Origin of the sequence: Methylovorus menthalis, from assembly GCF_020523625.1 — a bacterium.
GTDB classification, from domain to species: domain Bacteria; phylum Pseudomonadota; class Gammaproteobacteria; order Burkholderiales; family Methylophilaceae; genus Methylovorus; species Methylovorus menthalis.
On sequence record NZ_JAJAQH010000001.1, the window covers coordinates 227,028 to 249,460 of the forward strand.

General features: G+C 49.8%; 20 protein-coding genes and 1 riboswitch. Of the genes, 4 read left to right on the forward strand and 16 right to left on the reverse strand.

Going from position 1 to position 22,433, the window contains the following annotated elements; genetic code table 11:
- Positions 1–298 precede the first annotated feature (298 nt).
- A riboswitch (cyclic di-GMP riboswitch) is annotated at positions 299–383 on the reverse strand.
- 880 nt (positions 384–1,263) lie between these two features.
- The 3 genes from LG204_RS01025 to LG204_RS01035 form a co-directional block, all read right to left on the reverse strand.
- On the reverse strand, positions 1,264–1,890 hold the full coding sequence (locus tag LG204_RS01025) for a hypothetical protein (protein ID WP_230335535.1): 627 nt from the start codon (positions 1,888–1,890) through the stop codon (positions 1,264–1,266).
- 86 nt (positions 1,891–1,976) lie between these two features.
- Positions 1,977–2,504 carry a hypothetical protein gene (locus LG204_RS01030; protein ID WP_230335536.1) on the reverse strand — a complete coding sequence of 176 codons (528 nt, stop codon included), beginning with the start codon at positions 2,502–2,504 and terminating at the stop codon, positions 1,977–1,979.
- A gap of 504 nt (positions 2,505–3,008) precedes the next feature.
- Positions 3,009–4,178 (reverse strand): MFS transporter, encoded by a 1,170-nt coding sequence (locus tag LG204_RS01035; protein ID WP_230335537.1) that lies wholly within the window; start codon positions 4,176–4,178, stop codon positions 3,009–3,011.
- A gap of 98 nt (positions 4,179–4,276) precedes the next feature.
- On the opposite strand from LG204_RS01035, the gene LG204_RS01040 reads away from it, so the two are divergent.
- The gene (locus LG204_RS01040; protein WP_230335538.1) at positions 4,277–4,783 is read left to right on the forward strand and encodes a MarR family winged helix-turn-helix transcriptional regulator; all 507 of its coding nucleotides are present in this window, start codon (positions 4,277–4,279) and stop codon (positions 4,781–4,783) included.
- Between the two features lie 360 nt (positions 4,784–5,143).
- On the opposite strand, the gene LG204_RS01045 is transcribed toward LG204_RS01040, so the two are convergent.
- The 11 genes from LG204_RS01045 to LG204_RS01095 all read right to left on the reverse strand — a co-directional run bounded on the left by LG204_RS01045 (position 5,144) and on the right by LG204_RS01095 (position 17,229).
- Positions 5,144–5,962: an IclR family transcriptional regulator gene (locus LG204_RS01045; protein ID WP_230335539.1), complete on the reverse strand. Its 819-nt coding sequence runs from the start codon at positions 5,960–5,962 to the stop codon at positions 5,144–5,146.
- 114 nt (positions 5,963–6,076) lie between these two features.
- A complete protein-coding gene (locus tag LG204_RS01050; protein WP_230335540.1) occupies positions 6,077–8,617 on the reverse strand; it encodes an ATP-binding cassette domain-containing protein in 2,541 nt (846 codons plus the stop codon).
- A gap of 65 nt (positions 8,618–8,682) precedes the next feature.
- Positions 8,683–9,681 (reverse strand): sugar ABC transporter substrate-binding protein, encoded by a 999-nt coding sequence (locus LG204_RS01055; protein ID WP_230335541.1) that lies wholly within the window; start codon positions 9,679–9,681, stop codon positions 8,683–8,685.
- Positions 9,682–9,720: 39 nt separating this feature from the next.
- Complete coding sequence (locus LG204_RS01060; protein ID WP_230335542.1) at positions 9,721–10,689, reverse strand: ABC transporter permease; 969 nt, start codon at positions 10,687–10,689, stop codon at positions 9,721–9,723.
- 22 nt (positions 10,690–10,711) lie between these two features.
- On the reverse strand, positions 10,712–11,647 hold the full coding sequence (locus LG204_RS01065; RefSeq protein WP_230335543.1) for a sterol desaturase family protein: 936 nt from the start codon (positions 11,645–11,647) through the stop codon (positions 10,712–10,714).
- Positions 11,648–11,711: 64 nt separating this feature from the next.
- Positions 11,712–12,368: a pyridoxamine 5'-phosphate oxidase family protein gene (locus LG204_RS01070; protein ID WP_230335544.1), complete on the reverse strand. Its 657-nt coding sequence runs from the start codon at positions 12,366–12,368 to the stop codon at positions 11,712–11,714.
- Positions 12,361–13,335: a DMT family transporter gene (locus tag LG204_RS01075; protein WP_230335545.1), complete on the reverse strand. Its 975-nt coding sequence runs from the start codon at positions 13,333–13,335 to the stop codon at positions 12,361–12,363. Before LG204_RS01075 ends, LG204_RS01070 begins: the two co-directional genes overlap by 8 nt.
- Positions 13,332–14,591, reverse strand: a complete 1,260-nt coding sequence (locus LG204_RS01080) for an NAD(P)-binding domain-containing protein (RefSeq protein WP_230335546.1) — start codon at positions 14,589–14,591, stop codon at positions 13,332–13,334. Before LG204_RS01080 ends, LG204_RS01075 begins: the two co-directional genes overlap by 4 nt.
- Before the next feature lie 2 nt (positions 14,592–14,593).
- The gene (locus LG204_RS01085) at positions 14,594–15,820 is read right to left on the reverse strand and encodes a nucleotidyl transferase family protein (protein ID WP_230335547.1); all 1,227 of its coding nucleotides are present in this window, start codon (positions 15,818–15,820) and stop codon (positions 14,594–14,596) included.
- A gap of 8 nt (positions 15,821–15,828) precedes the next feature.
- A complete protein-coding gene (locus tag LG204_RS01090; RefSeq protein ID WP_230335548.1) occupies positions 15,829–16,368 on the reverse strand; it encodes a GNAT family N-acetyltransferase in 540 nt (179 codons plus the stop codon).
- A 30-nt stretch (positions 16,369–16,398) separates the two neighbouring features.
- Positions 16,399–17,229, reverse strand: a complete 831-nt coding sequence (locus LG204_RS01095; protein WP_230335549.1) for a HalD/BesD family halogenase — start codon at positions 17,227–17,229, stop codon at positions 16,399–16,401.
- Positions 17,230–17,438: 209 nt separating this feature from the next.
- Between LG204_RS01095 and LG204_RS01100 the strand changes: the two genes are divergently transcribed.
- Complete coding sequence (locus LG204_RS01100; RefSeq protein WP_230335550.1) at positions 17,439–18,464, forward strand: isopenicillin N synthase family dioxygenase; 1,026 nt, start codon at positions 17,439–17,441, stop codon at positions 18,462–18,464.
- 26 nt (positions 18,465–18,490) lie between these two features.
- On the forward strand, positions 18,491–19,690 hold the full coding sequence (locus tag LG204_RS01105; RefSeq protein ID WP_230335551.1) for a M20 aminoacylase family protein: 1,200 nt from the start codon (positions 18,491–18,493) through the stop codon (positions 19,688–19,690).
- A gap of 25 nt (positions 19,691–19,715) precedes the next feature.
- Here the strand turns inward: LG204_RS01105 and LG204_RS01110 are convergent, their stop codons facing one another.
- Positions 19,716–20,432: a LuxR family transcriptional regulator gene (locus tag LG204_RS01110; protein WP_230335552.1), complete on the reverse strand. Its 717-nt coding sequence runs from the start codon at positions 20,430–20,432 to the stop codon at positions 19,716–19,718.
- A gap of 158 nt (positions 20,433–20,590) precedes the next feature.
- On the opposite strand from LG204_RS01110, the gene LG204_RS14135 reads away from it, so the two are divergent.
- Entirely contained in the window at positions 20,591–20,887 is a 297-nt protein-coding gene (locus tag LG204_RS14135) for a helix-turn-helix domain-containing protein (RefSeq protein WP_407664150.1), read from the forward strand.
- A 372-nt stretch (positions 20,888–21,259) separates the two neighbouring features.
- Here LG204_RS14135 and LG204_RS01115 read toward each other — a convergent pair whose 3' ends face one another.
- The gene (locus LG204_RS01115; RefSeq protein WP_230335553.1) at positions 21,260–22,255 is read right to left on the reverse strand and encodes an LLM class flavin-dependent oxidoreductase; all 996 of its coding nucleotides are present in this window, start codon (positions 22,253–22,255) and stop codon (positions 21,260–21,262) included.
- Positions 22,256–22,433 lie beyond the last annotated feature (178 nt).

The following is a 22,433-nucleotide window of genomic DNA, read 5'->3' on the forward strand; positions in this document are numbered from 1 at the left end:
TGTATGAAGCGGCAGCAATTTATCGTATCCCTGGTTTGAGAATGCCGCGATGTGTCTCGCGTACATTGGTTAAAGCGGGGTGAATTGTGCTGCGAATGGCTTCGTTGCGGATAGTGCGGATATCACAAAAAACGGTCGGTCTTTGGCTATATTTTTTGTGATCGTTTGTCTGTCAGACGCACGAACATAAGATGGATGACAGCATCCATTCCGCACAAACTCCACAACGCCAAGCAAAGCCTATGGCATCGCGATATCAAGAAAGTGAAAAACGCCGGATACATTCACCCTTGCGGTAAACGGCGGCCCCGCTGTCATAGGCAATTGCCCTTAGACCGGAAGCTTTGCGTCGCTGCCTTTCGGCAGGTTTGCCCTTTAATGATGCAACTAGTTCATCAAAAAACTTATGCAATGTCAACTTCGACATGCTGGGAATGACTTCACGCAGGCATGTTAACAAATAGAAAGGGGCCTTTATTGAGGCCCCTTGGGTACTTGCTTATCCCGGATTCTTCACTAGCATTATGACCGCTAGGAGAGGACTTAGCCGTGGCATACATCATCAGATAACTATCGAAAAACTGACACGCCCCTAGAGTTTTCGGGAGTTAAATTATCAGTTTCAGCGAGCTATACCAGTAGAGTTGCAGCTTTGCGATGAGTTGTTGCTAGCCTACTTTTGTTCGATCGGTTAGCCTAACCATATCGTTCATTACGCCATCCAAGCCGCCATACACATTGAGCGTGCTGATACGACCAGTGATTTTCTCCAGACTCTCTAATGGACCTGTAAAGTCTGGCCGTTTACACAAAACTCATTATGCGCCAAGAAGTAGGATGGTGGCAGAATCTGGAACATTTTCGTAAATACTATCTATCGTTATTTTTTGCGAATTCAGTAAATATACTGGTTACAGCGTGATTGCACCTTGTGCGTAAACCCATAGAGAAACCTGCAGCTTTTTTGGGTAATTGATTGCAGCTTATGCTGATCAGAAGAGTGCCAATAGACTGATGTTCTTGGCACTTTAAATTTCATATTATTCGTCAACCGACATAAGTTTTCAGCTTGTATAAGCATAAGTTTCAACCACAAATAAAACCTGTTTCTGCTGGCTTTTATCATGCACTATTAGCCCGAAAATCCCCTTCAAGAAGCCTTTCAAGTTCTTTTAATAGTAATGCTATGCTGCGAATAGGTGGCTTGATCACAGATCGTGTGCATGAACTCCCACTTTCATCCGAAAGTGCTCTCACACTAATTTAATTGATGGGCAAATCATTTAACAAGCTTTTCACCATCGTATCAGCGGCATGACTAAACTCTGTTGAAACATTACTAGGACTTTTCAAGAGAAGCTTTTCAATACTTTCACTTTCGGCTTGATATAAGCCATTGTAAGCAGTCCTTTTTTCCCACAATACCTTATCTGCCGAGCTCAACAATTTCGTATTTAATACGATCACGAAATGTCCACTTCCTGCTATTGTGAAAGTTTCATAGCTCATGCTGATATAGCTACCCGAGATTGCATTTTCAGTATCGGTATTTGTTAAATTAACGATTTCAGTTGGGGGCCACCACTTCCTACTTTTTAAAGCAGTTTTTAGTTTTTCTGCAAAGATCAATCCAAAATCTGGTATCTCTGGGGGTTTTAAACCTGGCGGCTGTACCGAATCAGCATATATGCTTGCAGCAAGTAGGCTTTGTGGGTAAGCCTGCATAAAAGACTTACTCCATGTACTTTTGGTTAGAGGAGGAGTGTTTACAATGATTTTTACATTCTGCAAATCATGGATTTCTGAAGTGGGCGCTAGGGTTTGGCAACCAACAAGTAAAAGCATCAACACACTAGTGAATAGTACGGCTATATAAGATTTATTATTCAATTTTGTTTTACCCTTAAAAAGTATGTTGATGAATTATTGGTTTAAACTTTTATATATTTAATGATATATAGATTAAAATTATTTATCTATTCGCAGAGTGGAAGTTTTTTGGCATTATTTAATGGGATTTTAGTAATACCATTTTGAGTGTTTAATATTTCATAAATCTTTTGATAGCATCCAATACCTCTAGCACGTATCTGTAAAGCCTCATAATCCTTATTTTCGTCAGGAAAAAAACTTACAGCCGTAACACATCTTGATTCAAGAGCGTTATGTTCTGAAACAATACTTAGTTTATAAGGCGCATTAGCACCAATTCTGTACTCTTTATAAATAGCGTTAGGGCCAGGGGGCAATGGGATGCCTATTGACTGATGAGAGGAAGATGAAATCATATCCATTTTAACGACTGAATACCGCCAGGCGTTTCCAAAACCAAATACACAATTTTTATCTTCTTTTAGTTCACCAAAAGAAACTGTTTGACCATCTTCAGCAATTACTCTAATTCTAGCTGTTGGTTTGTCTTGTAAATTTTTCTTTTCTTCGATTGTTGTACAACTGGCTATTAACAAGCAAACATAAATAATGGAATTATTCTTTTTTTTCATAATTAGATGCTTTTAAGAATTTCACCAGTACGTACGAGCACTAGTGGGATAAACTGAGTGCCGCCTGTACTGTAAAAGTGATTGTAAAACCGTCTATAGCCCTTAATAGCTCGCCAACATCCAGCCTCTGTAAAGAGCTAGCATGTAGATCCTATTTTAGGACATCCGTTAGGCAAATGCGCAGAATTATATTTTTCTCATTCTCCACGGTCAGGCCTTTTCCCGCTTTGCTAGACCCTTTTCAGGTTCCAGTTTATAGCTTCTCGAACTCCGTTGGACTAATCTGATTAAGATGGCTGTGACGCCTGTAAAACACTCCGACATATGAATCGCAACCGCTTTCATAGATAAATCTCGACTAATAGCAGCTTGGCAGCTTACATGTTCAGGATCGCAATCGCTTGATTCAGGCATACATTTGATTGCTTGACGCGCGTAAGCATTCGGTCAGTGTGGTTAAAGAAAATTGACGTTCAAGAACTTACTTGAAGGTAGATTCTGTGGTCAATTTAATGCCCTGCCATAACTTGAAGGGGAAAATCGTAGCGCCAGGAAGGCAATCATGACGAGTGCTACAAACATTCCCACCCATGCGTGCGAGAGGCTAGAAAACTCTTCCCGTACCCAACCAGCCAGGAATGGCATGATACTGGCAATAATATATCCTCCCCCTTGCATAAATGCCGCCAAGTCACCTGCCATTTCCGGGCTGTCGATATGATCCATGGCTAATATTAATGACAGGGGAAACAAGGCACCTATCCCCAAGCCCAACAGGATCATCGCGAGCAAGGCCATTTGCAAGGGAGACTCATGCAACACGACTAAACCAGCGAGGGTAAAAACCAAAGCTGAAATAAGAAGTGGGCGGCGGTCATGGAATTTTCCTACTAATACAGAGATTGCCAGACCCGACAGAACCTCTGTCATGGTGAGTCCAGCGAGTAGATCGCCTGCCATTTTGCGATCTTGTCCAAGATCTACATAAAATGGCGGCAGCCATGCAAGGATAAGGATATAAGCGCCCGTGCTTATCCCGAAAAACAGCATGAGCGACCAAGCTCTTGAGTTCCGCCAGAATGAATAGCGAGGGATAGCCACATGCTCGCTGTTTAAGCGGACTTTCCCACTGGTAGCGATCCACCATACAACCCAGGCAAGTAGCGCAGGAACCGCCCAGATGGCCAATGCGGATTGCCAGCCGAATTGCATACTTACTCTGGGGGTAATGGCAGCTGCCATGGCTGCTCCACTCATGATTCCTGTGCTGTAAAGAGCCATCATGCTGCTTGATCTGGACCCTAAGGTTTTTTTTATGAAGCTTGGTAAGAGGGCTTGAATCAAGGCAATTCCCAAGCCTACCAACGCCGCACTCAACAACAACCCAGTGGCAGAATGATCGAGCGCTCGACCCGCGCAAGCCAATGTCACCAAACACATCCCTAGCGTGACACCATTAATTTCGCCCAACAGCTGACGGAGAGGCCGCCCCAACAGGGCTCCCACTCCCATTAAAAAAACTGGCACCGTCGTCAATAGCCCTGCACCGGCAGATGTGAGTCCTGTTGAGTGCTCGATCAAATCAAGTAATGGTCCAAGAGAGGCCATGGCAGGGCGTAAATTGATGGCGATTAAAAGGATAGACGCGACCAAGCCAAACCGATTTGCATTCATACTGCTCCCATTCTCAATATCAAATTATCTCGTCATCGAGATATAATCAGTCTGAGTAGAATTTATCTTGATGTCAAGATAAAATGGGAGTGTAAAAAATGTCCAAACCAGATGCTGTCGATGAGATTCTTGCGCAATGGCGCCGGGAACGTCCTGATTTAGACCCCAGCCCGATGGGTCCTATCGGACGCCTTGCCCGATGTGAAGCCTTGATTCGCCGCAAGCTGGACCAGACGTTTTCACAGTTTGGGATGTCGAGCTGGGAGTTTGATGTTCTTGCCGCCTTAAGGCGTTCTGGCAGCCCCTATTGTTTGGCACCTACGGCACTTTATTCGTCATTGATGGTGACATCTGGCACCATGACAAACAGAATACAACGCTTGGAGCAGAACGGATTGATAGTGCGTGTGAAGAGTACTCTGGATGCACGCAGCATGCTGGTAAAGCTTACCCCGCAGGGAATTGAAATCATCGACCAGGCCGTAGAAGCTCATCTCGCTACAGAGCGAGCCATATTAGCCGCTCTGCCATCTGACTCGCTCAAGCAACTAGACCACCATTTAACCAAGCTGCTTAGCATAGTTGAAGCTGATGAAAGAAAATAAACTCTTAAAAAGAGTATGTAGACAGACTCATTTGACGAAAAATAAATACGGCGCAGCTTATGAATCAAGCTACAGCTTTGTGCGCCATAAGCTGCAACTTCAAAAAAGCTCGCAGTTGCGGGCTTTTTTATCGTGCATACGCTGGGGAGTCATAAACTGCACGTTGCAGCGTAGATACAATCACTTATGAAAGCTTACCCGCTATGCTAATAAGTGCAGGAGTTTTGATGCACATACTCTGTCTCGCTAGACATCTTTGTCCCTGATCTCGTGCTCAGGGCTGCGGCATTCAAGGTGGATAAAAGCGTAGCTAAATGTAGCCGAGTTTGAAGAACGTGCAGATCATCTGTCGGGGTTTATCTATGAAATTAGAAAATCATAGCCTAGCAGTTCAGAAGTAATATTCCGTATGGTGTTGCGCATATGTTGCAGGCATTCATGGAGTTGAGCTTCATTACGCCAGCCAGTGATGTAAGTTGTGCCGATGCCAGCAATTGGATACCCACTGTCGTCGCAAATTGCCATGCCTACCCCACTGGTAGTGCGATCCAAAACAATCCCATCATAGGTGCTATACCCATTTTTGATGGCCTCATCCACTGCGGCGTAAAATCCCGTCTCATCAAAACCTTCAATGCGGTGGTAGCGAGATAGATTTGTTTGGATGATATGTTTGATATCTGCCGCAGGCAATTTAGCAAGGATGGCCATGCAACTAGGACTTAAGCCTAACGGACCGAGCAAGCCTACATGTCCCTTTCCGACCTGTATCAGCGAAGAACTTTCGTAACGGCCTATACAGACCATGTCGATGCCAGAACGAACCCCCAGGTACACTACCTGATTCAGCTCTCCTGCCAATTTAATTAAGTGCTTGGCTGCAATGCGCTCTATAGGGTTGCGGCTAATGGCACAATAACCAAGCGCTGCAAGATTGACGCCAATATTGAAGCGCGCAGTTTGGGCATCACGTACCACCCAACCAAGTTCTATCAGCATATCCAGCACTCTGTGGATAGTTGGACGAGGCAATGCGGTCTTGGCTACCAGGTCAGTGAGCAGGCTGCCGCGACGAGAGCCCTGGGCAATTGCCCGAAGCAAAATCACGGCACGATTTAGACTGCCAGGCGGCAGGTCTTGCGGTAACGCTACCTCTGGTTTGGCAGACGGATCAGACATGCGGCGATTATCCATCTATTGGATGGCAATATCCAGCACCAGCACCGGTAGCTACACCATTGCACTATCTAGCGAATGCCTGCCTTTTAATACCTTTGCGTGCGATAAATAGTCTCAATGCGCTGCAGCGCTCATCACTGTCTGTTCTGTGGCGTCTGCGATGTCCATGATCGCCGTTATCCGTCCCTCCCGCATAACCACAATGCAATCGGCCAACCTGAACACCTCAGGCAAGTAGGAGGACACCACAACCACTGTAGCTCCTTGTTCGGCAAGTTTATCGATGACTTGATGTAGCAATACGATTGCGCCTACATCCACGCCATGAGTAGGCTCATCCAACAAGATGACCTCGGGATTCTGCAACATCGCTCGCGCCACCGTTACCTTCTGCTGGTTGCCCCCGGAATATAAGCTTAGAGGCTTGCCAGGCTGCAAACCGGCAATCGCCAGTCGGGCGCTCCAGTCACGTGCCAACTGCTCTGCTTGCGTACGTGAATACCAGAAGCGCCATCCGGTCGGCGTCGCTAGTTGCGCCAGGTATAAATTAGCAGCGACATCCATTGTGTTGAACAGACCATCGATATTGCGATTTTCAGTCACATAGACCACACCGTCGGCGATGGCCTGCCTGGGCGTGCGATAGCGCACCTCCCTGTCGCCACGCAGCACCTGGCCCCGATAAATGCTATTAGACTTCAAGCTGCCCGCCACCAGCCTGGCCAGAAGCGTACGACCGGAACCCACCAATCCGGCCAATGCCGTCACCTTGCCGGGAAGTAGCGTCACAGTGACATCTTTCAACCTCTGCTCCAGTGTCACCCCACGCAACTGCAGCCCAACCGGATTGCTGCCTGAAGTGCTAGCAGTATGCGGACCGGCACGAGGCCCTGCCACCAGTTCACGCCCTACCATCAAGTGCACCAGGCTTTCGCGATCCAGCGTATGCGATGGAATGCCTGCGCCGACACAAACACCGTCGCGCAGAACGCTGATGCGATCTGCAGCTGCCAGCGCCTCTTCCAGCGCATGGGTAATGAAGATGATGGCTACTCCCTTGGCTTTGAGCGTTTGCAGCAACGCCAGGAATCGTTGAACCTCCTGCGGGGTGAGACTGGCAGTAGGCTCGTCAAAAATAAGCAGGCTGGCCTTTCGATTGATTGCACGCGCAATCTCGACAAGCTGGCATTGCGCCAAGCTCAGTTCGCTGGCTTCCGTGCCAGGATCGATGTCCAGACCGACCTGTAGCAGCAACTCCCTGGCAGCATAATGGCTATGCTTGCCCCAATTAAACCAGGGCTCGTCACCCAGACGCAGGTTCTGCGCCACGCTCATGCTGGAAATCAGGCTGCTCTCCTGATAGACCATGGCGATTCCGCTACGTAATCCGTCTTCGGGGGAATGCAATACCAGCGGCTGGCCGTTCAGTTCCAGCTGGCCTGCACTGGGAGAAATCGCCCCCGCGATGATCTTGCACAGCGTACTCTTACCAGCCCCGTTTTCGCCGATCAGGGCATGGATCTCACCGCTATTGATAACCAGGCTTACCTCACGCAATGCGTAACTGGCGCCGTAGGTCTTGCTTAAGCGGGTCACGTTTAGCAAGGCCGCGGCTTGAGCCACGGCTGTTGTTGCCAACTGTACTGCCGGTGGAATTCCGTGGGCGTGCCCTTCATGCGACTGTCCATGCCGCCTCTTTAGCGTCCGCGCAGACAAGGCGACGGCGCCCAGCAGTATCACCCCGGTGATTGCCGAGGACATGCTGCCGGTCATATCCATACGCAGCAACCCATTCATCACCAGGAACAGCAGCAACGCTCCCAGCAGTGCACGCAAGACGCTGCCGCGCCCTCCGCTGAGACTGATGCCGCCCAATACCACCGCGGCGATAGCGGCAAGCTCCATGCCGCTGCCTGTGTCTGATCCGGCACTGTTCTGACGAGAGGCATACAGCAATCCGGCTATCGCCGAGATGGTGCCACTCACGACATAAGCGAGGCATAGACTGCGGTTGATAGCGATACCTGCATGACGGGCTGCCTTGCGGCCCGCCCCAACGGCACGAATATGGTTACCGGCGCGTGTGTGCGTCATGAAGACATGCGCAAGTATTGCGACCGCTATCAAAACCCACATGCTTAGGGGCAAACCCAGAACATTACCGCTGCCCAGCAACTCCCAGCCCGGGCTGTCATACGTTGCCTCTGCTAGCTGCACGGCATGGCTATCTGCTGCCAGGTCGTAGCCAGCGCGCAGGATCAACAGCGTCGACAGTGTCGTCAGGAAGGGACGAGTGCGCATATAGCCGACAAGCACGCCATTGAACATGCCGATCAGCAAACCGCTTAGGGCGGTGAGCATGATAGTCATTGCCAGTGGGCAGGCATGGACCTTGAACAGGTATAAGGCAACAAAATTGGCAATGGCGAAGGTCGCGCCTATCGAGAGGTCTATCCCACCTGAGAGCACCACGATGGTCAAGGCCAGGGCGATCAAGCCAGGCTCGGCGAAGTCGCGCATGAGCTGCTGCAGATTCACACTGCTTAGATAGTCGGGGACGGTATAGGCGAAGCCTGCGAACAGCAATACCACCCCGATTGGCAGCAAGGCTGCTTCCAATACACGTCGAAAACGTTGCCGTGTACTAGATACCATGCATATTGCCATTAGCCGCCATTAACAAAAACACTCCCAGCCTGGTCACGGTCATCCTACCCGCCTCACTTGGGGAGGTCGTAGCAATAGTTGCGCTCGTTCTTGCCGCTGACCCAGTAATTATTGGACAGCAGCGTAATGCGCTTGCTACCCGGTTTGTTACCGCTCTGCAGCAGGCTCAATACTGCATTGGAGATCTGCTCTCCCTGCACGTCGGCGCGAAACGATAATATCTTGTGGAATAGCTTCTGTTCCACCAGGTCGCAATCCGCACGCGGACCGTCGCTGGAAGCGTATACCTTGACCCTGCCCTGTAGCCCTGCCGTCTTGACTGCCTGTGCCGCACCCTGCTGCATGGTGCCCCAGAATCCATAGGTGGCACACAGGTCCGGATGCTGCTGCAGGGTGGTCGCGGTCAATGCATTGGCCTTGCTGCTATCCCATTTGGCCGCTTGGGTGGAGACTACTTTGATGGATTTATCCTTGTTGAATACCTCCATGGCGCCTTTCATCTGGTCTATGCTGTCGGTGGCGGTTACCTCGCCCTGCACCAGCGCCACTTTTCCTGAACTCTTGCCCCCCCCGCACTCTGCCACGATATCGGTAGCTATCTGCCTGCCTACATCGACATAATCTACCCCGACATACGCATCAGACGCCTGGTTGGACAGCAGATTGACCTGTACCACGTATATGCCGTTATCCATGGCGCGCCTTAACTCCTTGGTCAGCAGGGATACATTGGCATTCTGCACAATGAGTACGTCAGGTTTCTGGTTGATTAGGCTGGTAACGGCCTGCAGTTGCGCAGTGCTGCTGAAATTGGGATCGCGCACCAGGAACTTGATACCATACTTGGCGAAGTTCTCGCGCATAACTGCGGTCCACATATCGCCTATGGGATTACCTAGCGTGATAGGCACCCAGGCGACCGTCTTGCCTTTTACCGCCTGGTCAAAATCCATGCGCATTTGCGCGCGCGGGTTGTTGTCCGCCATGACCGTCGGGCTGGCGGTTGCGCTTATAGCCAGGGCCAATACCGATATGCCGGTTTTTATTGTCATTTTTATTGTCGCATTCATGTTGAGTCCTCAGTTTTTCGATTAAACACTTTGCCTGGCATCTTCCTCGTCGTAGGGGTGGAGCCAGTGATCCACCATAATCACCGCCAGCAATACGCCACCCTTGATGATATTCTGCAGTTGCGCGTTGACATCCATCAGCGTCATTCCGTTGAGCAGCACACCTATCAACAGCAGGCCGGCAAGGACGCTGGCTACCCCACCCCGGGCCCCTGCAAGACTGCCTCCGCCAATCACCACCACCAGGATAACGTCGAAGATCATGGTGGAATTGACCGTCTTAAGGTCCACCATCGCCGTCGTGGATACCATCAGGAGACCGGCCACGAACCCCAGCAGCGCGCACAGTACATATTGGCTAATCACGATGGCGGTAACCGGCATGCCAGACAGCCTGGCGGTCTCGGCATTGTCCCCATAGGCATAGATGAAGCGGCCCATCGTTGTTGCATGCAGGAATAGATGAGTCAGCAGCGCACACGCTCCGAATACCATGACCGGGATAGGCACGCTATGCCAGTTCTGCCCCACCGCGACCAGGCCTGTTTGCTGCGATGGCAGGTTAATGATCATGGAAGGCAAGATACTGACGCGGGCCAGCCCGACAAACACGAAGACGCTGGTCAGGGTAGTGAATAACGGGGGGATTGCCAGCGCGTGTATCAGCGCCGCATTGATCGAACCCATCGCCATCGCTGCAGCCAACCCGGCCAGCAGGGCAAGCGGCAGGGTCATCCCGGCCGCCAGTAGCTTGACGGAAATGGCGGCCGACACCATACCGATGGCAATCTGCGACAGGTCGATGCCACGACCAATGATGACGATGATCATGCCGAGGGCAAACACGCCCAATATCGCCATGCTACGCATCAGTGCGATGGCATTGCCCCAACTGGCATAGCTATCGAGACTAAGGCTGAAGGAGATTGCCAGAATCAGCGCGACCAGCGCGACCAGGCTTTCCTGCTTGAATGATCCTAAGATATGCATGTCATTATGGCTAGCATGTCGATTAGCGACCCAGCTGATTGTCCTCTATGAACGTGGTCTTATTGTAGCGCACACCGTCTGTGCGTACAGGCGGCCACGGGTCACTGGGCTTGCTGGTCAGATAGCTCAGCACTTCGCCAACACTCCTGGCCTGCCGCAGATCGATCCAGGCCTTTTTGAATAAATGAAAACTGATAGTGACAGGATTATTGCTACGGATCGGCTCTACCAGGCCATATTCAATCTTGATATCGTCGCGCTCCGGCATATAGGTTCCGAATATCCTGTCAAAAATCACGGTAAGCGCACCGAAATTGGCGCCCTCCTTTTCACCGATGTATTCCGGGTTTCGCGCATGGTGCACACGATGCGCCGATGGCGTGCTCAATATTCCTTCCAGCGGCCCCAGCTTTCCTATCCAGGTGGAATGATTCCATAGGGCAATAGCCCCACCTATGGCGGCCGCGCCCAGGATGGTGATCGGGTCGAATCCAAGCAGGCTGAGGGGGATGACATGGAACAGCATTGCACCCATGAGTATCTCCCCTACCGAGACACGGAAAGCGACCGATAGATTGAGATGATTCGCTGAATGATGTACTTGATGGCTAATCCAGAACCAGCGTGTCTGGTGTGCGAATCTATGCCTGAAATAAAAGCCGAATTCATACCCGATGAACAACAATAGATATGACATTGCTCCATAGTTGGATAAGTCCACAATAGGATGCCTGCTCAGCCAGTAGCCTATGGGCACAGTGACTAGCAGTGGAATAGACTGCGAGAACACACGTACAATCTTCAGCGAAAAAGAACATGCCGCCCCAGCGAGGTCGTACTCCTGCTTCAAGACATATTTGAGTACTACTGCCTCCACTACCGCGAGTGAGAAGATGATCCAGGTGACATATACCGATATATGTGCAAGCGTGCGTAAGCTTTCTTGAATTTCAGTCATAAATGTCTACCTTATAAATACTGCAGCCAAGTAATTCATTACCTGTTCCCTGCAAGCCTATCGCTCAGGCTTGCCCCTGACCCACCATATGTTCGTATTCCTCGGGCGTGATAGTGCCGCCCAGGCTTTGTGCAATGTGCTGGTCGCGCGATGGCAACGCCTCCTGCAATCCATCAATGCGCTTCCACTGGGCCAGCGGCGCTTTCTTTCCTTGCACAGGCACATAGCGCGAATCGGCAAGCTTCTGGTATTGATGGATATAGCGCGTACAGTTAACAAATATTTCCAGCACCTTGACCCTTACCACCAGTTCGGCTCCGGTGAATTGCGCCAGTAATGGATCATCGCGACTGACGCTGGCGTTACCGTGGATACGTATGCGATGCGGTGTTTCGAAGTCCATCAGCAGCATGCCGACCTTGTTATTCAAGGTGATATTGCCCATGGACAGGAACATGCCGTTGCCGTCGTAGCTTGGAAAAGCCAGGGTATTCTGATCAAGCGCTTTGATGAAACCGGCATGCCCGCCCTTGTAGGAGCAAGTGGGATATCCTCGATGATCGATAGTGCTCAGGAAGAACATGTCGCGGCTTTCTATGAAGTCCTTGTGCCTGGCGTCTATCTCATGGCTGACAATGTTGTTATGAACCGCATTGGCAAGCTTCACTGTCTCGAATTCCTGCTGGAATGCACGATGCTGTTCGCCGTAAAAGTCATCCACGATTATTCCCCTTTTCAAGTCTGGTCATATTGAAAGGCCAGCGTATGGGCCTGAAAAGGCCAGGGCCGGCTTGTCCCAGATAAACTCCGGTTAGCCCCATACCAAGAGCGATGCCGTGGTAAAGATGGAATGATTCTCCCAGCATCAGGACCGCACAAAGCGCTCCCAGCGCCGGCACCAGGCATGGAAAGAGACTTGCGCGTGACGGGCCAATCAAGTCCACGCCTCGCATATAGGCAAGCTGGGCCGTCAATGTCGGGCCGAACGCCACAAACAGCAGCACCCACCACCCAGTAACACTGGGCCAGTAGGCGTAGCCTGCTGCTATCTCACCGATTGCCAGCGGCAATGCCGATGCCAATGCCGACAGCGACAGCCCGAAAAAAAACTGAAGAGCAGGGATGGCGGGCCTGCTTCTCAGGGATAAGGTATATCCCGCGTAGAGGATGCAGGCGGCGATGATCGCTATATCGCCGATATTGAAATTCATGGTGGCCAGGATCTGCATGTCGCCGCGGGTAGCGATTAACACCATGCCAGCCAGGGCCAACAGCATGCCTGCTAGCCGCCATCCAGTCACTTCCTCTTTATAAAATAGAAAAGCGCCAAGCAGCACCATGGGCGGCATCGAGGTCTGCAACAAGGTGATATTGACTGCAGTGGTCTTGTAGGCAGCCAGATAGAACAAGGCACTGAAGCCAGTGAATCCAGCGAAGCCCATCCAGATAAACCTTCGCCATGACATTCGCATCATTGGCAGGATTTTCCCAAGGCTACGGTGCATGCAGGCGAACAGGATGGAACATACGATCAACCATCTGAGCAAAACCAGGCACATAGGCGAAATGTTGCCCGCGGCGAGCCTTGCAGCTACGGCATTACAACCCCATATGCTCGCGGTATACATTAAGAGAACAATCGGGCTGTGCCATAGCCATTTTGCAAAGTTAGAAGCTATCCTGATCATCGCTGGTATTGGCTGGTAGCAATCGATTGAGGCACGGGCATGTCTTGCCCACCTGCCGGATGCTGGCGCAAAACCCGTTGCAGATGCCTGGAGATGGTGCGTGAGGCAAACCCCGCCCCGAGAGCGAATCGCATCACTGGACCAAAAGTATTCGCAGTGGATGGGCCGGCAAAATAAAGACCGGGCACCGAAGATTCGAAATTGGCCGACAACCTGGGCGTTTTACCCACTAGCTGGATTGCCAGTTCGATCTCTGGATTGAGGAAACTGATGGTGTTGACCTGCGCCTTGTATCCGGTTGCGGCGATCACATGGTCGACCTGTATGCTGTGCTGTTCGCCTTTAACATCGATGAACTGCAACTCGGCTTTGCCTTGCGCAGATGTTGCCGACAGCAGCTTATACCCGAGAAGGATGGGGATATCCTTCATACGCGGCTTGATGAACCAGCCTCCCGATGGCCCGAGAAATTCCTTGACCACCTTGATACGGAAATTCGCCGGCAGATAGCGGAACAAGCCCGGCATAGCAGCGCAAAACAGGTTCTTCCAGCCGGGGCCTAATCCTGACATGGGAGCCACCAAGCGGCTCAGCCGTGTACGTACCCGCCCCTCTTTCTGTCCGAAATTCAGTGCCTGCCGTCGCGCTACCAGAATAGGCCTGGCCTTGATCTCATGCAGCAATACTGCCATGTCGATGGCGGAAGAGCCGCTGCCGATGACCACGACCTCTTTGCCCCTGAATTTCTCTAGTTCATGATGCTCAGCACTGTGCGAGTAATGGCTTTGGTCCAGGCCATCCAAAGGCTTTGGCAGGTACCTGAAATAATCAATGCCCACGGCCAGTATCACCTTGCGCGACAGGAATTTTGACCCATTGTCTAAAACTAGCTCGAACATATCACCCTGCTTACGCAAGCTCTGTAATTTCGTTTCCTCCAGATTAGGAGCAAAGCGCCGCTGGAATTCCATGCCGTATTGGGTGAATAACTCCAGTGAAATAGGCAAGCCTTCGTCTTCATACGGGATGTCGTTTTCCCGGCAATATTGTTTAAGCGTGAAGCTGTGTTCCGGATCAAACAAGGTCGCGGATAAGCCGGCAGACTTAAGATGCATTCCCTTGGGCATATGCGTACGCCAGGTATGCATAGGGCTGCCAATAATCCGGAAGTTCACATTCATGTGGCGCAGGTGCGCAGCGATGGATAGGCCGTATGGTCCAGCGCCGACAATAGTGACTTCAGTGGTTGTATCCATGGCTATCTCCAGTGATTGCGGCTGTTGTTCTTAAACACATATCCCGTAGGGAATATGAAGTCTGTGCCTGCCCTGGAGGCAGCCAGAAACGCTTCTATGGTGGGGGTGGTGTAACCTACGGCGCCCTCACGTATGGCAGTTGCCGAAATGCAATCTGATCGAATGACAGGATAGGGATATATACCGCCGGAGATCTCGAAGATATTCCTGACCCATATACCACCGACGTCACTGCCATGAATGCCGTGTATGGGGGTCCCGGGAGGCAGTGAGCGCCTGATCTCGGCAATCACGCCAAAGAATCCCTGACTGTCGTATACATCGGGCCAGTCAAGCACTTCTACTATCGCCTCCAGCCCAGCATCGCCAACCCCGGCGCGCAAAAGCTGGTGCCGCACCTCGTAGGGATAGAATTTACGGCCGGTGGGGAAGTAGTTCTTACTTTTATCTGCAAGTTCGGTCTTGTGGTAAACCCGCATACCCTCCTCTTCCGTCATGGCGATTTCTCCATGGCTAAGCGCGAGCCTGTGCAGTTTGGGTACCGTAGTGGGATGCAGGTACACCTTGCTCAAACCCCGGTCGGAGATGGCCTCTTGCAATATTTTGATATGCGTCTTATGCACCGGGTTGAAGGTGCCGAAGAAGACCCCCACGCCTTTTTTGGGATGTAGCCAGGTGCGTATATCTGAGCGTGCACCCAGAATGAGATGGAGGCACAAGGCGGCCATACCGAGGTATACAAGGTTCCACGCACTCGGATATAGCACGCTGGCACTCATAGCTCCGGACACGAGCAGGAACGCCAGTAAGGAATTCGATACACGATCCCCCCAGCCACGGTAAGCCGCAGTGATTGCCCAGGATTGAATACCGGTAGACCCGGCAATATATAGAAGACAGGCTTGCGCAGAAAACGAGGACTGGCTCAACACGACAGTTGCACCATACAGAATGCCCACTACGGGAACATGCAGTAGCACCCGGCAGATTCTGGCAGGCGTGACTAGGCCCAACTTCAAGTTAATCCTGTCTTCAATCGCCAGCATTCCCTGAACACAGGCTGGAAAATGCCTGCCCAATACGATAGCAATCACCGCATAGGCTAACGGCAACCATGGCGGCAGAGCCTGGTTTGCCAGCAGCATGGACAGTGGAAATAACGAGGCCAGCATCGAATACAGCTGGGACTTATAGCGGAGCAGCATAGAAATCTTGAAGTCAACTTTCATGGCCGCTCCTATCGTCTCACCATGGCGATATGCGGGATCCTGTCCTCAATATACATTTCGCCGACCGCAACAAAACCAAAGCGTGAGTAGAAGTTTTTCAGGTACAGCTGCGAAGATATCTTGACCGGAACATTGCCCCGTATTGAGTCAAGGTGCTGCATGCCCTGTCTTACCAACTCATGCCCAATACCGGTACTGCGTAAATCCTGCTTCAACACCACGCGGCCTATGCTAAAAAAACCGGCTTCAAAAAGTCCGACTGGCAGGATGCGCATGTAGGCTACCAACTCCCCATGCAAGCAGCCCAGCAAGTGAGTGCAGTGCGGGTCTTTTCCATCAATGTCAGCGTAAGGAACATCCTGCTCGACAATAAATATGCTTTCACGCAGGGCCAATAAGGCATACAGATCGTGGTTGGATAATTCATTGAATGCTAATAGCCTCCAATGAATAGGTTGCGCGTCTGCCTGCTCATCGCCCACGAGTGTTTGGGGATTAGCTTCATGTCTATTACTTACTGCCATATGTGATTCGCTTATTGGGTTCATACGCACCTCAACTCCTTGGTGGAAATAGAACTAGCCGGCAACCATAGGCGCTGAGGTTACGGGCATACCGTAAAGCAAATCCGCGGTATCCCCATAGTCGACGCAGGCCATGGACTGAAATGCAAGATTGACGACCGAGCGCCTATCCCCCATGTTCTTCAGTGGCGACACGCGATGCAGATTCTTGTCTGCGCGCAACAGGTAGGCGTCGCCAGATTGATGGTTATGCCTGTCTACCAACCCATTCGCATCTGCCCACTCCACCAAATCCAGGATGTCCTTATCCGGACTTCGTTGTTTACGCCGGCACAAGTCGGTCCAATTGGCAATGAACTCAACCTCTCCACCTCCACCTTCCTGTGGTGTCTCGGCAAAGATGATCAGTGCATAGGCAGGGTCATCCAGGTGCCATCCATGCGTATCGCCGCTGTTATGCAGGAAATTGGCCACCATATATTCTTCAGGGTGTGTGCAGGTATAGATGGGCCGCCCGACAATAGTTTCGATGCATGTGCGCAACGCAGAATGGTGGTAAAGGCTGTAGAGCAATGGTGAGTGGTGCCTGATAAGGCCGCCGCCAGCCACCGACAATCTGCGTGGTGACAAATAGCCAGGCATCACGAATTTCTTGCGTATGGCAACGTCTTCAATCTGTTCCATTTCTTCGCGGAATACAGTTAAAGCCTGCGGATCAAGGAATGCTGGCAGTTTCACATAGCCGGAACTGGCAAACTGCTCGCGCACATCTAGTAAGGCATCGTGATCGAATATCTTAAACGTGATGAGGTCATAGATTTCTGTCCACCTGCTCGGGCTAACCAATGGATTGGTTTGACTTAGTACGGCTGAGGTATTTTGCACGACTTGCCCCTTTGAAACTTGGATCGTTTGTCTGGAATGGCGTATAGCAAAAACATGCGCTTCTCTGAGTCTGCAAGGCAGATAGGAGAAACTTACAGAAGTAGTGGGATGGATTATATGAAGCTAAAGGTGGAGGCGAACCTAGCAGATTTATCAGGTTGCAAAGGAGTTTTGATTTCCTAAGATACGTTAATCACACAGTGGGGACGATGATGGATGATGAGCTATTCACGCAACTGCAGATTCCTATCATAGACATCGAAGGATTGCGCAATGGAAACTCTCAAGCCGCGCAGGCAGTCGCTAGTCAATTAGGCGAAGCCTGCAGAGAGGTAGGGTTTTTCTATATCAAAAATCATGGTATCGCCGATGACCTGATACAACAGACTTTTGATTTTTCCAGCCAGTTTTTCAACCTGCCTCTCCAAGAAAAACTGCGGTACTCCATGGAAAGACACAGTCAATGTTTTCGTGGATATTCTCCCGTCCTGTCAGAACTTGCAGACGGCAAGCGCAACTCGTATGAACTCATGGAATTCAGTGTGGATTTCGCACCCGACAGTATGGAAGTGGCGCAGAAGAAACCCATGCATGGACCTAATATCTGGCCGGAAATAGCTGGATACCGTGAGGCGATCAATGCTTATATAGAAGAGATGAACAAGCTGGGTTTCGATTTAATGCGAGGTATTGCCCTAAGTCTTGATCTTGACCGCGACTACTTCAGGCATGCTTTCGATGACCGCTCTTTCTGGCAGTTTCGCACCGTTAATTACCCAGTATCGCGCGATGTCGACTGCATGTCGGGGCAAATGCCTGAGTTGGAACAGAGGATGCAAGGCATACAGGTTGGCGATCACAATTGCGGCGCACACACTGATTACGGCTGCCTCACCATTTTATTAGCCAATAGCCCGGGGCTGCAGGTGCTGGGCAAGAATAATACCTGGTTCGATACCCCGGTAATCCCGGGCGCTTATATCTGCAATATCGGAGACATGTTGCAATACTGGTCGAGGGATGCCTACATTGCCACAAAACATCGCGTAGTCACCGGTAAGTCGCGCATATCACTGCCATTCTTCTTTCAGCCCAACTTCCATACTCTGATTAAACCGGTGGATACAGTTAAGGGGCTATTGGGCAAAGAATATCCGGTTATCCAATACGGTCCTTATGCCTATCGCAACTATCAAGGCATCTATCCTGCATGTGCGACTTATGAAAGTTCATGATGAATATCCCAACGTTAGCATCATGCATGATCGACTCACTTGGACCAGACACTATTGATCAAGAAGACTTTAGCGTAATACGGCGATCACTACATACCTGGCCAGAAATTGGATTTGAGGAGATCAATACCAGTCAATTAATTGCCGAAAAACTAAGCTCGTGGGGCATAGAAGTACATCGCGGAATTGGAGGCACGGGAGTTGTAGGCGTGATTCATGGCCTGGATGGAGGCAAGCGCATTGGGCTTCGTGCAGATATGGATGCACTCAAGATAGAAGAAGATAATCAGTTTGCACACCGTTCACGAAACCCTGGAAAGATGCATGCCTGCGGCCACGATGGCCATGTAGCTATGCTGCTTTCTGCGGCAAAGGCACTCGCCGCTAGCCGCAATTTCTACGGCAAAGTTAATCTTATCTTTCAACCCGCAGAGGAAGGTGGCTCGGGTGCAGCAGCGATGATAGCCGATGGTCTTTTTGATCGTTTTCCTTGCGATGCCATTTTTGCACTTCACAATTGGCCTGGTTTGAAAACCGGAGATTTTGCAACTTGCCCGGGGCCCATTATGGCATCTTGTAACGAATTCAGGATTCGTATTACCGGCAAGGGAACTCACGCCGCACTGCCGCATCATGGTAACGATCCTATATTCGCGGCTACACAGATTGTCTCGGGTTTGCAGGCAGTCATCACACGAAATAAACGTCCCATCGATAATGCGGTGCTTTCCGTAACACAGCTACACGCAGGAACCAGCTTTAATGTCATTCCAGACACGGCTAGCATAGGCGGGACGGTTCGCACCTTTAGCGACAAGGTATTGGACATGATAGAAGCGCGCATGCGCAGCATCAGCACATTGACTGCAGAAGCCCATGGCTGCAGAGCCGAATTCGACTTCATCCGTCAATCGGGCGCGACCATTAATGATGAAGTACAAACCGAGCTTGCTGGCAAGGTGATGAAAAAAGTAGTGGGAGCAGCAAACGTCGACACTCAAGTCGAACCGACCATGGGGGCAGAAGATTTCGCTACTATGCTGCGACTGGTACCGGGTTGCTATGCCTTTATTGGCAATGGTAATGGTGAACATCTTGAGTCAGGTCATGGTCTGGGGTCGGCGTCACTGCATAATGCGAGCTACGACTTTAACGATGCACTTATACCGTTAGGTAGTCGTTACTGGGTGGCATTAGCTGAGGAGTTTTGTTCCCAAGAGAACTGACATCCCCAAAAAAATGGGCATTGCTTCAGGCATGGATGATGCCCTGTTGAATGGCCTTAATCACAGCCAATTGTGTAGTACTGACATCGAATTTATGACGCACGTTTAGAAGATGAAAATTTACTGTCGATTCGGAACAATTTAGTATTTTGGATATCTCCCAGCTGGATTTACCGGCGGTCGACCATTTCAAAACTTCCGTTTCGCGAGGCGTCAAGCATACAGGCCTAGTGCCTGTCTTCTTAGGAATAAATTTTAGAGATGATTCAAAAACATGGTCTTTCAGTATAGATAGTGTTTGTACTACGTGCTGGAACTCTTTATTGCTTTTGGCTAGTTTGGCTTTGGGTGCTACAAAACTCATCATTCCAAACTCGCCACGCGCTCCATGGATAGGAAAAATTAGTCCAGAGCATAATCCATATTGCTTGGCAGTTTCATATAACTCTTTCTGTGCTGCCCCGCTGAAGGATTTGTCTTCCCAAAGTAGTGGCAGATTACTGTTAAGGCAGTGATGTACAGTGGGATCGACTAAGGCAAGATGCTTTTCATCATATGTTTTATGCCAAGCAGGTGAATAGTTGCTCTTGATAAAGGCATTTTCCATGGCTTCGTGTTTATTGTTTAAAACGGAATACAGGCATTTGTCAAAGCCATAGCCTTTGGCAAGGCCAAACACGGCGCTGGTCCAAGCGTCCAAGGTATTCATTTCAAACAGACTGGCGTATTGGCTAAATAACATTCATCTACTTTGATTTGTACTTCCACCATGAGGAGATTTGCAATGGATTTTGATACCGCAAAAGAGGTAAATGATAATCGGCTGCAACTCTCGGTCAATACGATGCCATCATTTATGTGTCCGATTATCAGACACTTTCATCTGATGTAAGACGAACAATGGCTGACATACAAACCAGTACAGGAAGCCTAAAGAGAGCCCACATCCTACTCAGCGCGATTGCTAGTGGCTCAAATCAAGGCAGTACATTAGTCGAAATCGTGAAAAGTACGGGGCTGCCGCGCCCTACCATACATCGGGTAATAGGTATGCTCATCACAATGGAATGGATTAGGCGGAATAAGGAAGATGGTAGATATAGACTGGGTACTGCTATCGCAAAACTAGGTTATTGCGCCATGAATTATCATGTAACGGAAAAACTTATACCTGAAGAATACGAAAGCTCGGAATAGTTATATTTTGGTATTTTGAGCAGATTGCAGTTTATGTGTGAATTTTTACCGAAACTTGCAGTTTATGAGGATTTTGAATTGAAACATATGTTGATTAAGAAACTGTTAACCCTATGATTGGTAAGTAAAGCCGATTGCAGCTTTTGTTCTAATCAATAGGGTTGTTTTGTGTACTATAAGATGCAAGTTTAAGGATCTATACATTTATCGTATTAAAATTAAAGCCCGCAAATATCTGCGGGCTTTTTTATGAACGGACTCATTCAGCTATCCATAACCAAGCTGGCTAGGCATCGTTTAATAGATCACTGACATACTGAGGCATGTTAGTTGTGCATCACATCGTAGCTCGAGATATCTCGCTACTTACGATTACGCATTGGTGAAATTTTCATAGATATTCGCAATTATTTCATAAGACCGAAGGCGGGCCGCATGATCGAAAATTTGCGAAGTAATCATTAATTCATCCGCCTGGGTTCTAGCAATAAATGCATCGACTTCATCTTTGACCTTATCCGGACCACCTATAGCTGAGCATGAGAGTATTTGGCTAAGGAGTGCTCGTTCAGCCCCGCCAATTTTTTCCAAGTAGTCATTAATCGGCGGAGGAAGCGTTGACGGGTTTCCTGTGCGCAAGTTAATAAATGCTTGCTGCATTGATGAAGCTAGCAAATGTGCGTTTTGGTCAGTATCCGCGGCAATGACATTGAAGCCGAGCATGACATAGGGTTTACTTAAAAATTTTGAAGGCTGAAATGTAGCTCTGTAAACTTCAATGGCCTGCATCATTTGTGCCGGGGCAAAATGGGATGCAAACGCGTAGGGTAATCCGAGCGTTGCGGCGAGTTGAGCGCCATAAAGACTGGACCCAAGAATCCATATGGGAATGTTAAGTCCCTTTCCTGGTACAGCGCGAACAGGCCCTCGTGGTTCGGCTGAGAAATAATCTATCAATTCCATAACGTCTTGAGGAAAATCGTCTGCATCAGAGGATAGATTGCGCCTCAACGCCCGTGCCGTCATCTGATCTGAACCTGGAGCCCGTCCGAGTCCAAGATCAATACGTCCAGGGAATAAAGATTCCAACGTGCCAAACTGTTCCGCGATTATTAATGGTGAGTGGTTAGGTAGCATAATGCCACCCGCACCGACGCGAATCGTGGATGTGCCGGCCGCTACATGTGCTATCAAGATAGAAGTTGCTGCGCTAGCGATACCTGGCATTCCATGATGTTCAGCCAGCCAAAAACGACGAAATCCCCAGCGCTCCGCATGCTGCGCAAGATCCAATGTGGCTTGAAAGGACTCGGCCGCAGTGCGGCCTTGTGCAATTGGAGCAAGATCCAGAACAGAAAAATGAGACATTCGGCTTCATGTCGGTTGTAAGTGAATGTTTTGGACAATTATTGTTTTAGTAAGATCTGTTTGTGTTGAAGTATCGCTCCGAAGTCGCATGCGATTTGGACACCTCCCTCTATGGGCTCTTTTTATCCATCGAGGCGGCTGTCGAGTACAAGCGTATCTTCGTTTCTCAGCTATTTGA

Coding starts and splice junctions, on each gene's coding strand:
- LG204_RS01065 (WP_230335543.1), bottom strand. CDS start 11,647: ATGACTGAAATTCAAGAAAGCTTACGCACGCTTGCACATATATCGGTA.
- LG204_RS01110 (WP_230335552.1), bottom strand. CDS start 20,432: ATGTTATTTAGCCAATACGCCAGTCTGTTTGAAATGAATACCTTGGAC.
- LG204_RS01035 (WP_230335537.1), bottom strand. CDS start 4,178: ATGAATGCAAATCGGTTTGGCTTGGTCGCGTCTATCCTTTTAATCGCC.
- LG204_RS01115 (WP_230335553.1), bottom strand. CDS start 22,255: ATGTCTCATTTTTCTGTTCTGGATCTTGCTCCAATTGCACAAGGCCGC.
- LG204_RS01105 (WP_230335551.1), top strand. CDS start 18,491: ATGATCGACTCACTTGGACCAGACACTATTGATCAAGAAGACTTTAGC.
- LG204_RS01045 (WP_230335539.1), bottom strand. CDS start 5,962: ATGTCTGATCCGTCTGCCAAACCAGAGGTAGCGTTACCGCAAGACCTG.
- LG204_RS01050 (WP_230335540.1), bottom strand. CDS start 8,617: ATGGTATCTAGTACACGGCAACGTTTTCGACGTGTATTGGAAGCAGCC.
- LG204_RS01080 (WP_230335546.1), bottom strand. CDS start 14,591: ATGGATACAACCACTGAAGTCACTATTGTCGGCGCTGGACCATACGGC.
- LG204_RS14135 (WP_407664150.1), top strand. CDS start 20,591: ATGGCTGACATACAAACCAGTACAGGAAGCCTAAAGAGAGCCCACATC.
- LG204_RS01030 (WP_230335536.1), bottom strand. CDS start 2,504: ATGAAAAAAAAGAATAATTCCATTATTTATGTTTGCTTGTTAATAGCC.
- LG204_RS01055 (WP_230335541.1), bottom strand. CDS start 9,681: ATGACAATAAAAACCGGCATATCGGTATTGGCCCTGGCTATAAGCGCA.
- LG204_RS01060 (WP_230335542.1), bottom strand. CDS start 10,689: ATGCATATCTTAGGATCATTCAAGCAGGAAAGCCTGGTCGCGCTGGTC.
- LG204_RS01085 (WP_230335547.1), bottom strand. CDS start 15,820: ATGAAAGTTGACTTCAAGATTTCTATGCTGCTCCGCTATAAGTCCCAG.
- LG204_RS01100 (WP_230335550.1), top strand. CDS start 17,439: ATGATGGATGATGAGCTATTCACGCAACTGCAGATTCCTATCATAGAC.
- LG204_RS01090 (WP_230335548.1), bottom strand. CDS start 16,368: ATGAACCCAATAAGCGAATCACATATGGCAGTAAGTAATAGACATGAA.
- LG204_RS01075 (WP_230335545.1), bottom strand. CDS start 13,335: ATGATCAGGATAGCTTCTAACTTTGCAAAATGGCTATGGCACAGCCCG.
- LG204_RS01040 (WP_230335538.1), top strand. CDS start 4,277: ATGTCCAAACCAGATGCTGTCGATGAGATTCTTGCGCAATGGCGCCGG.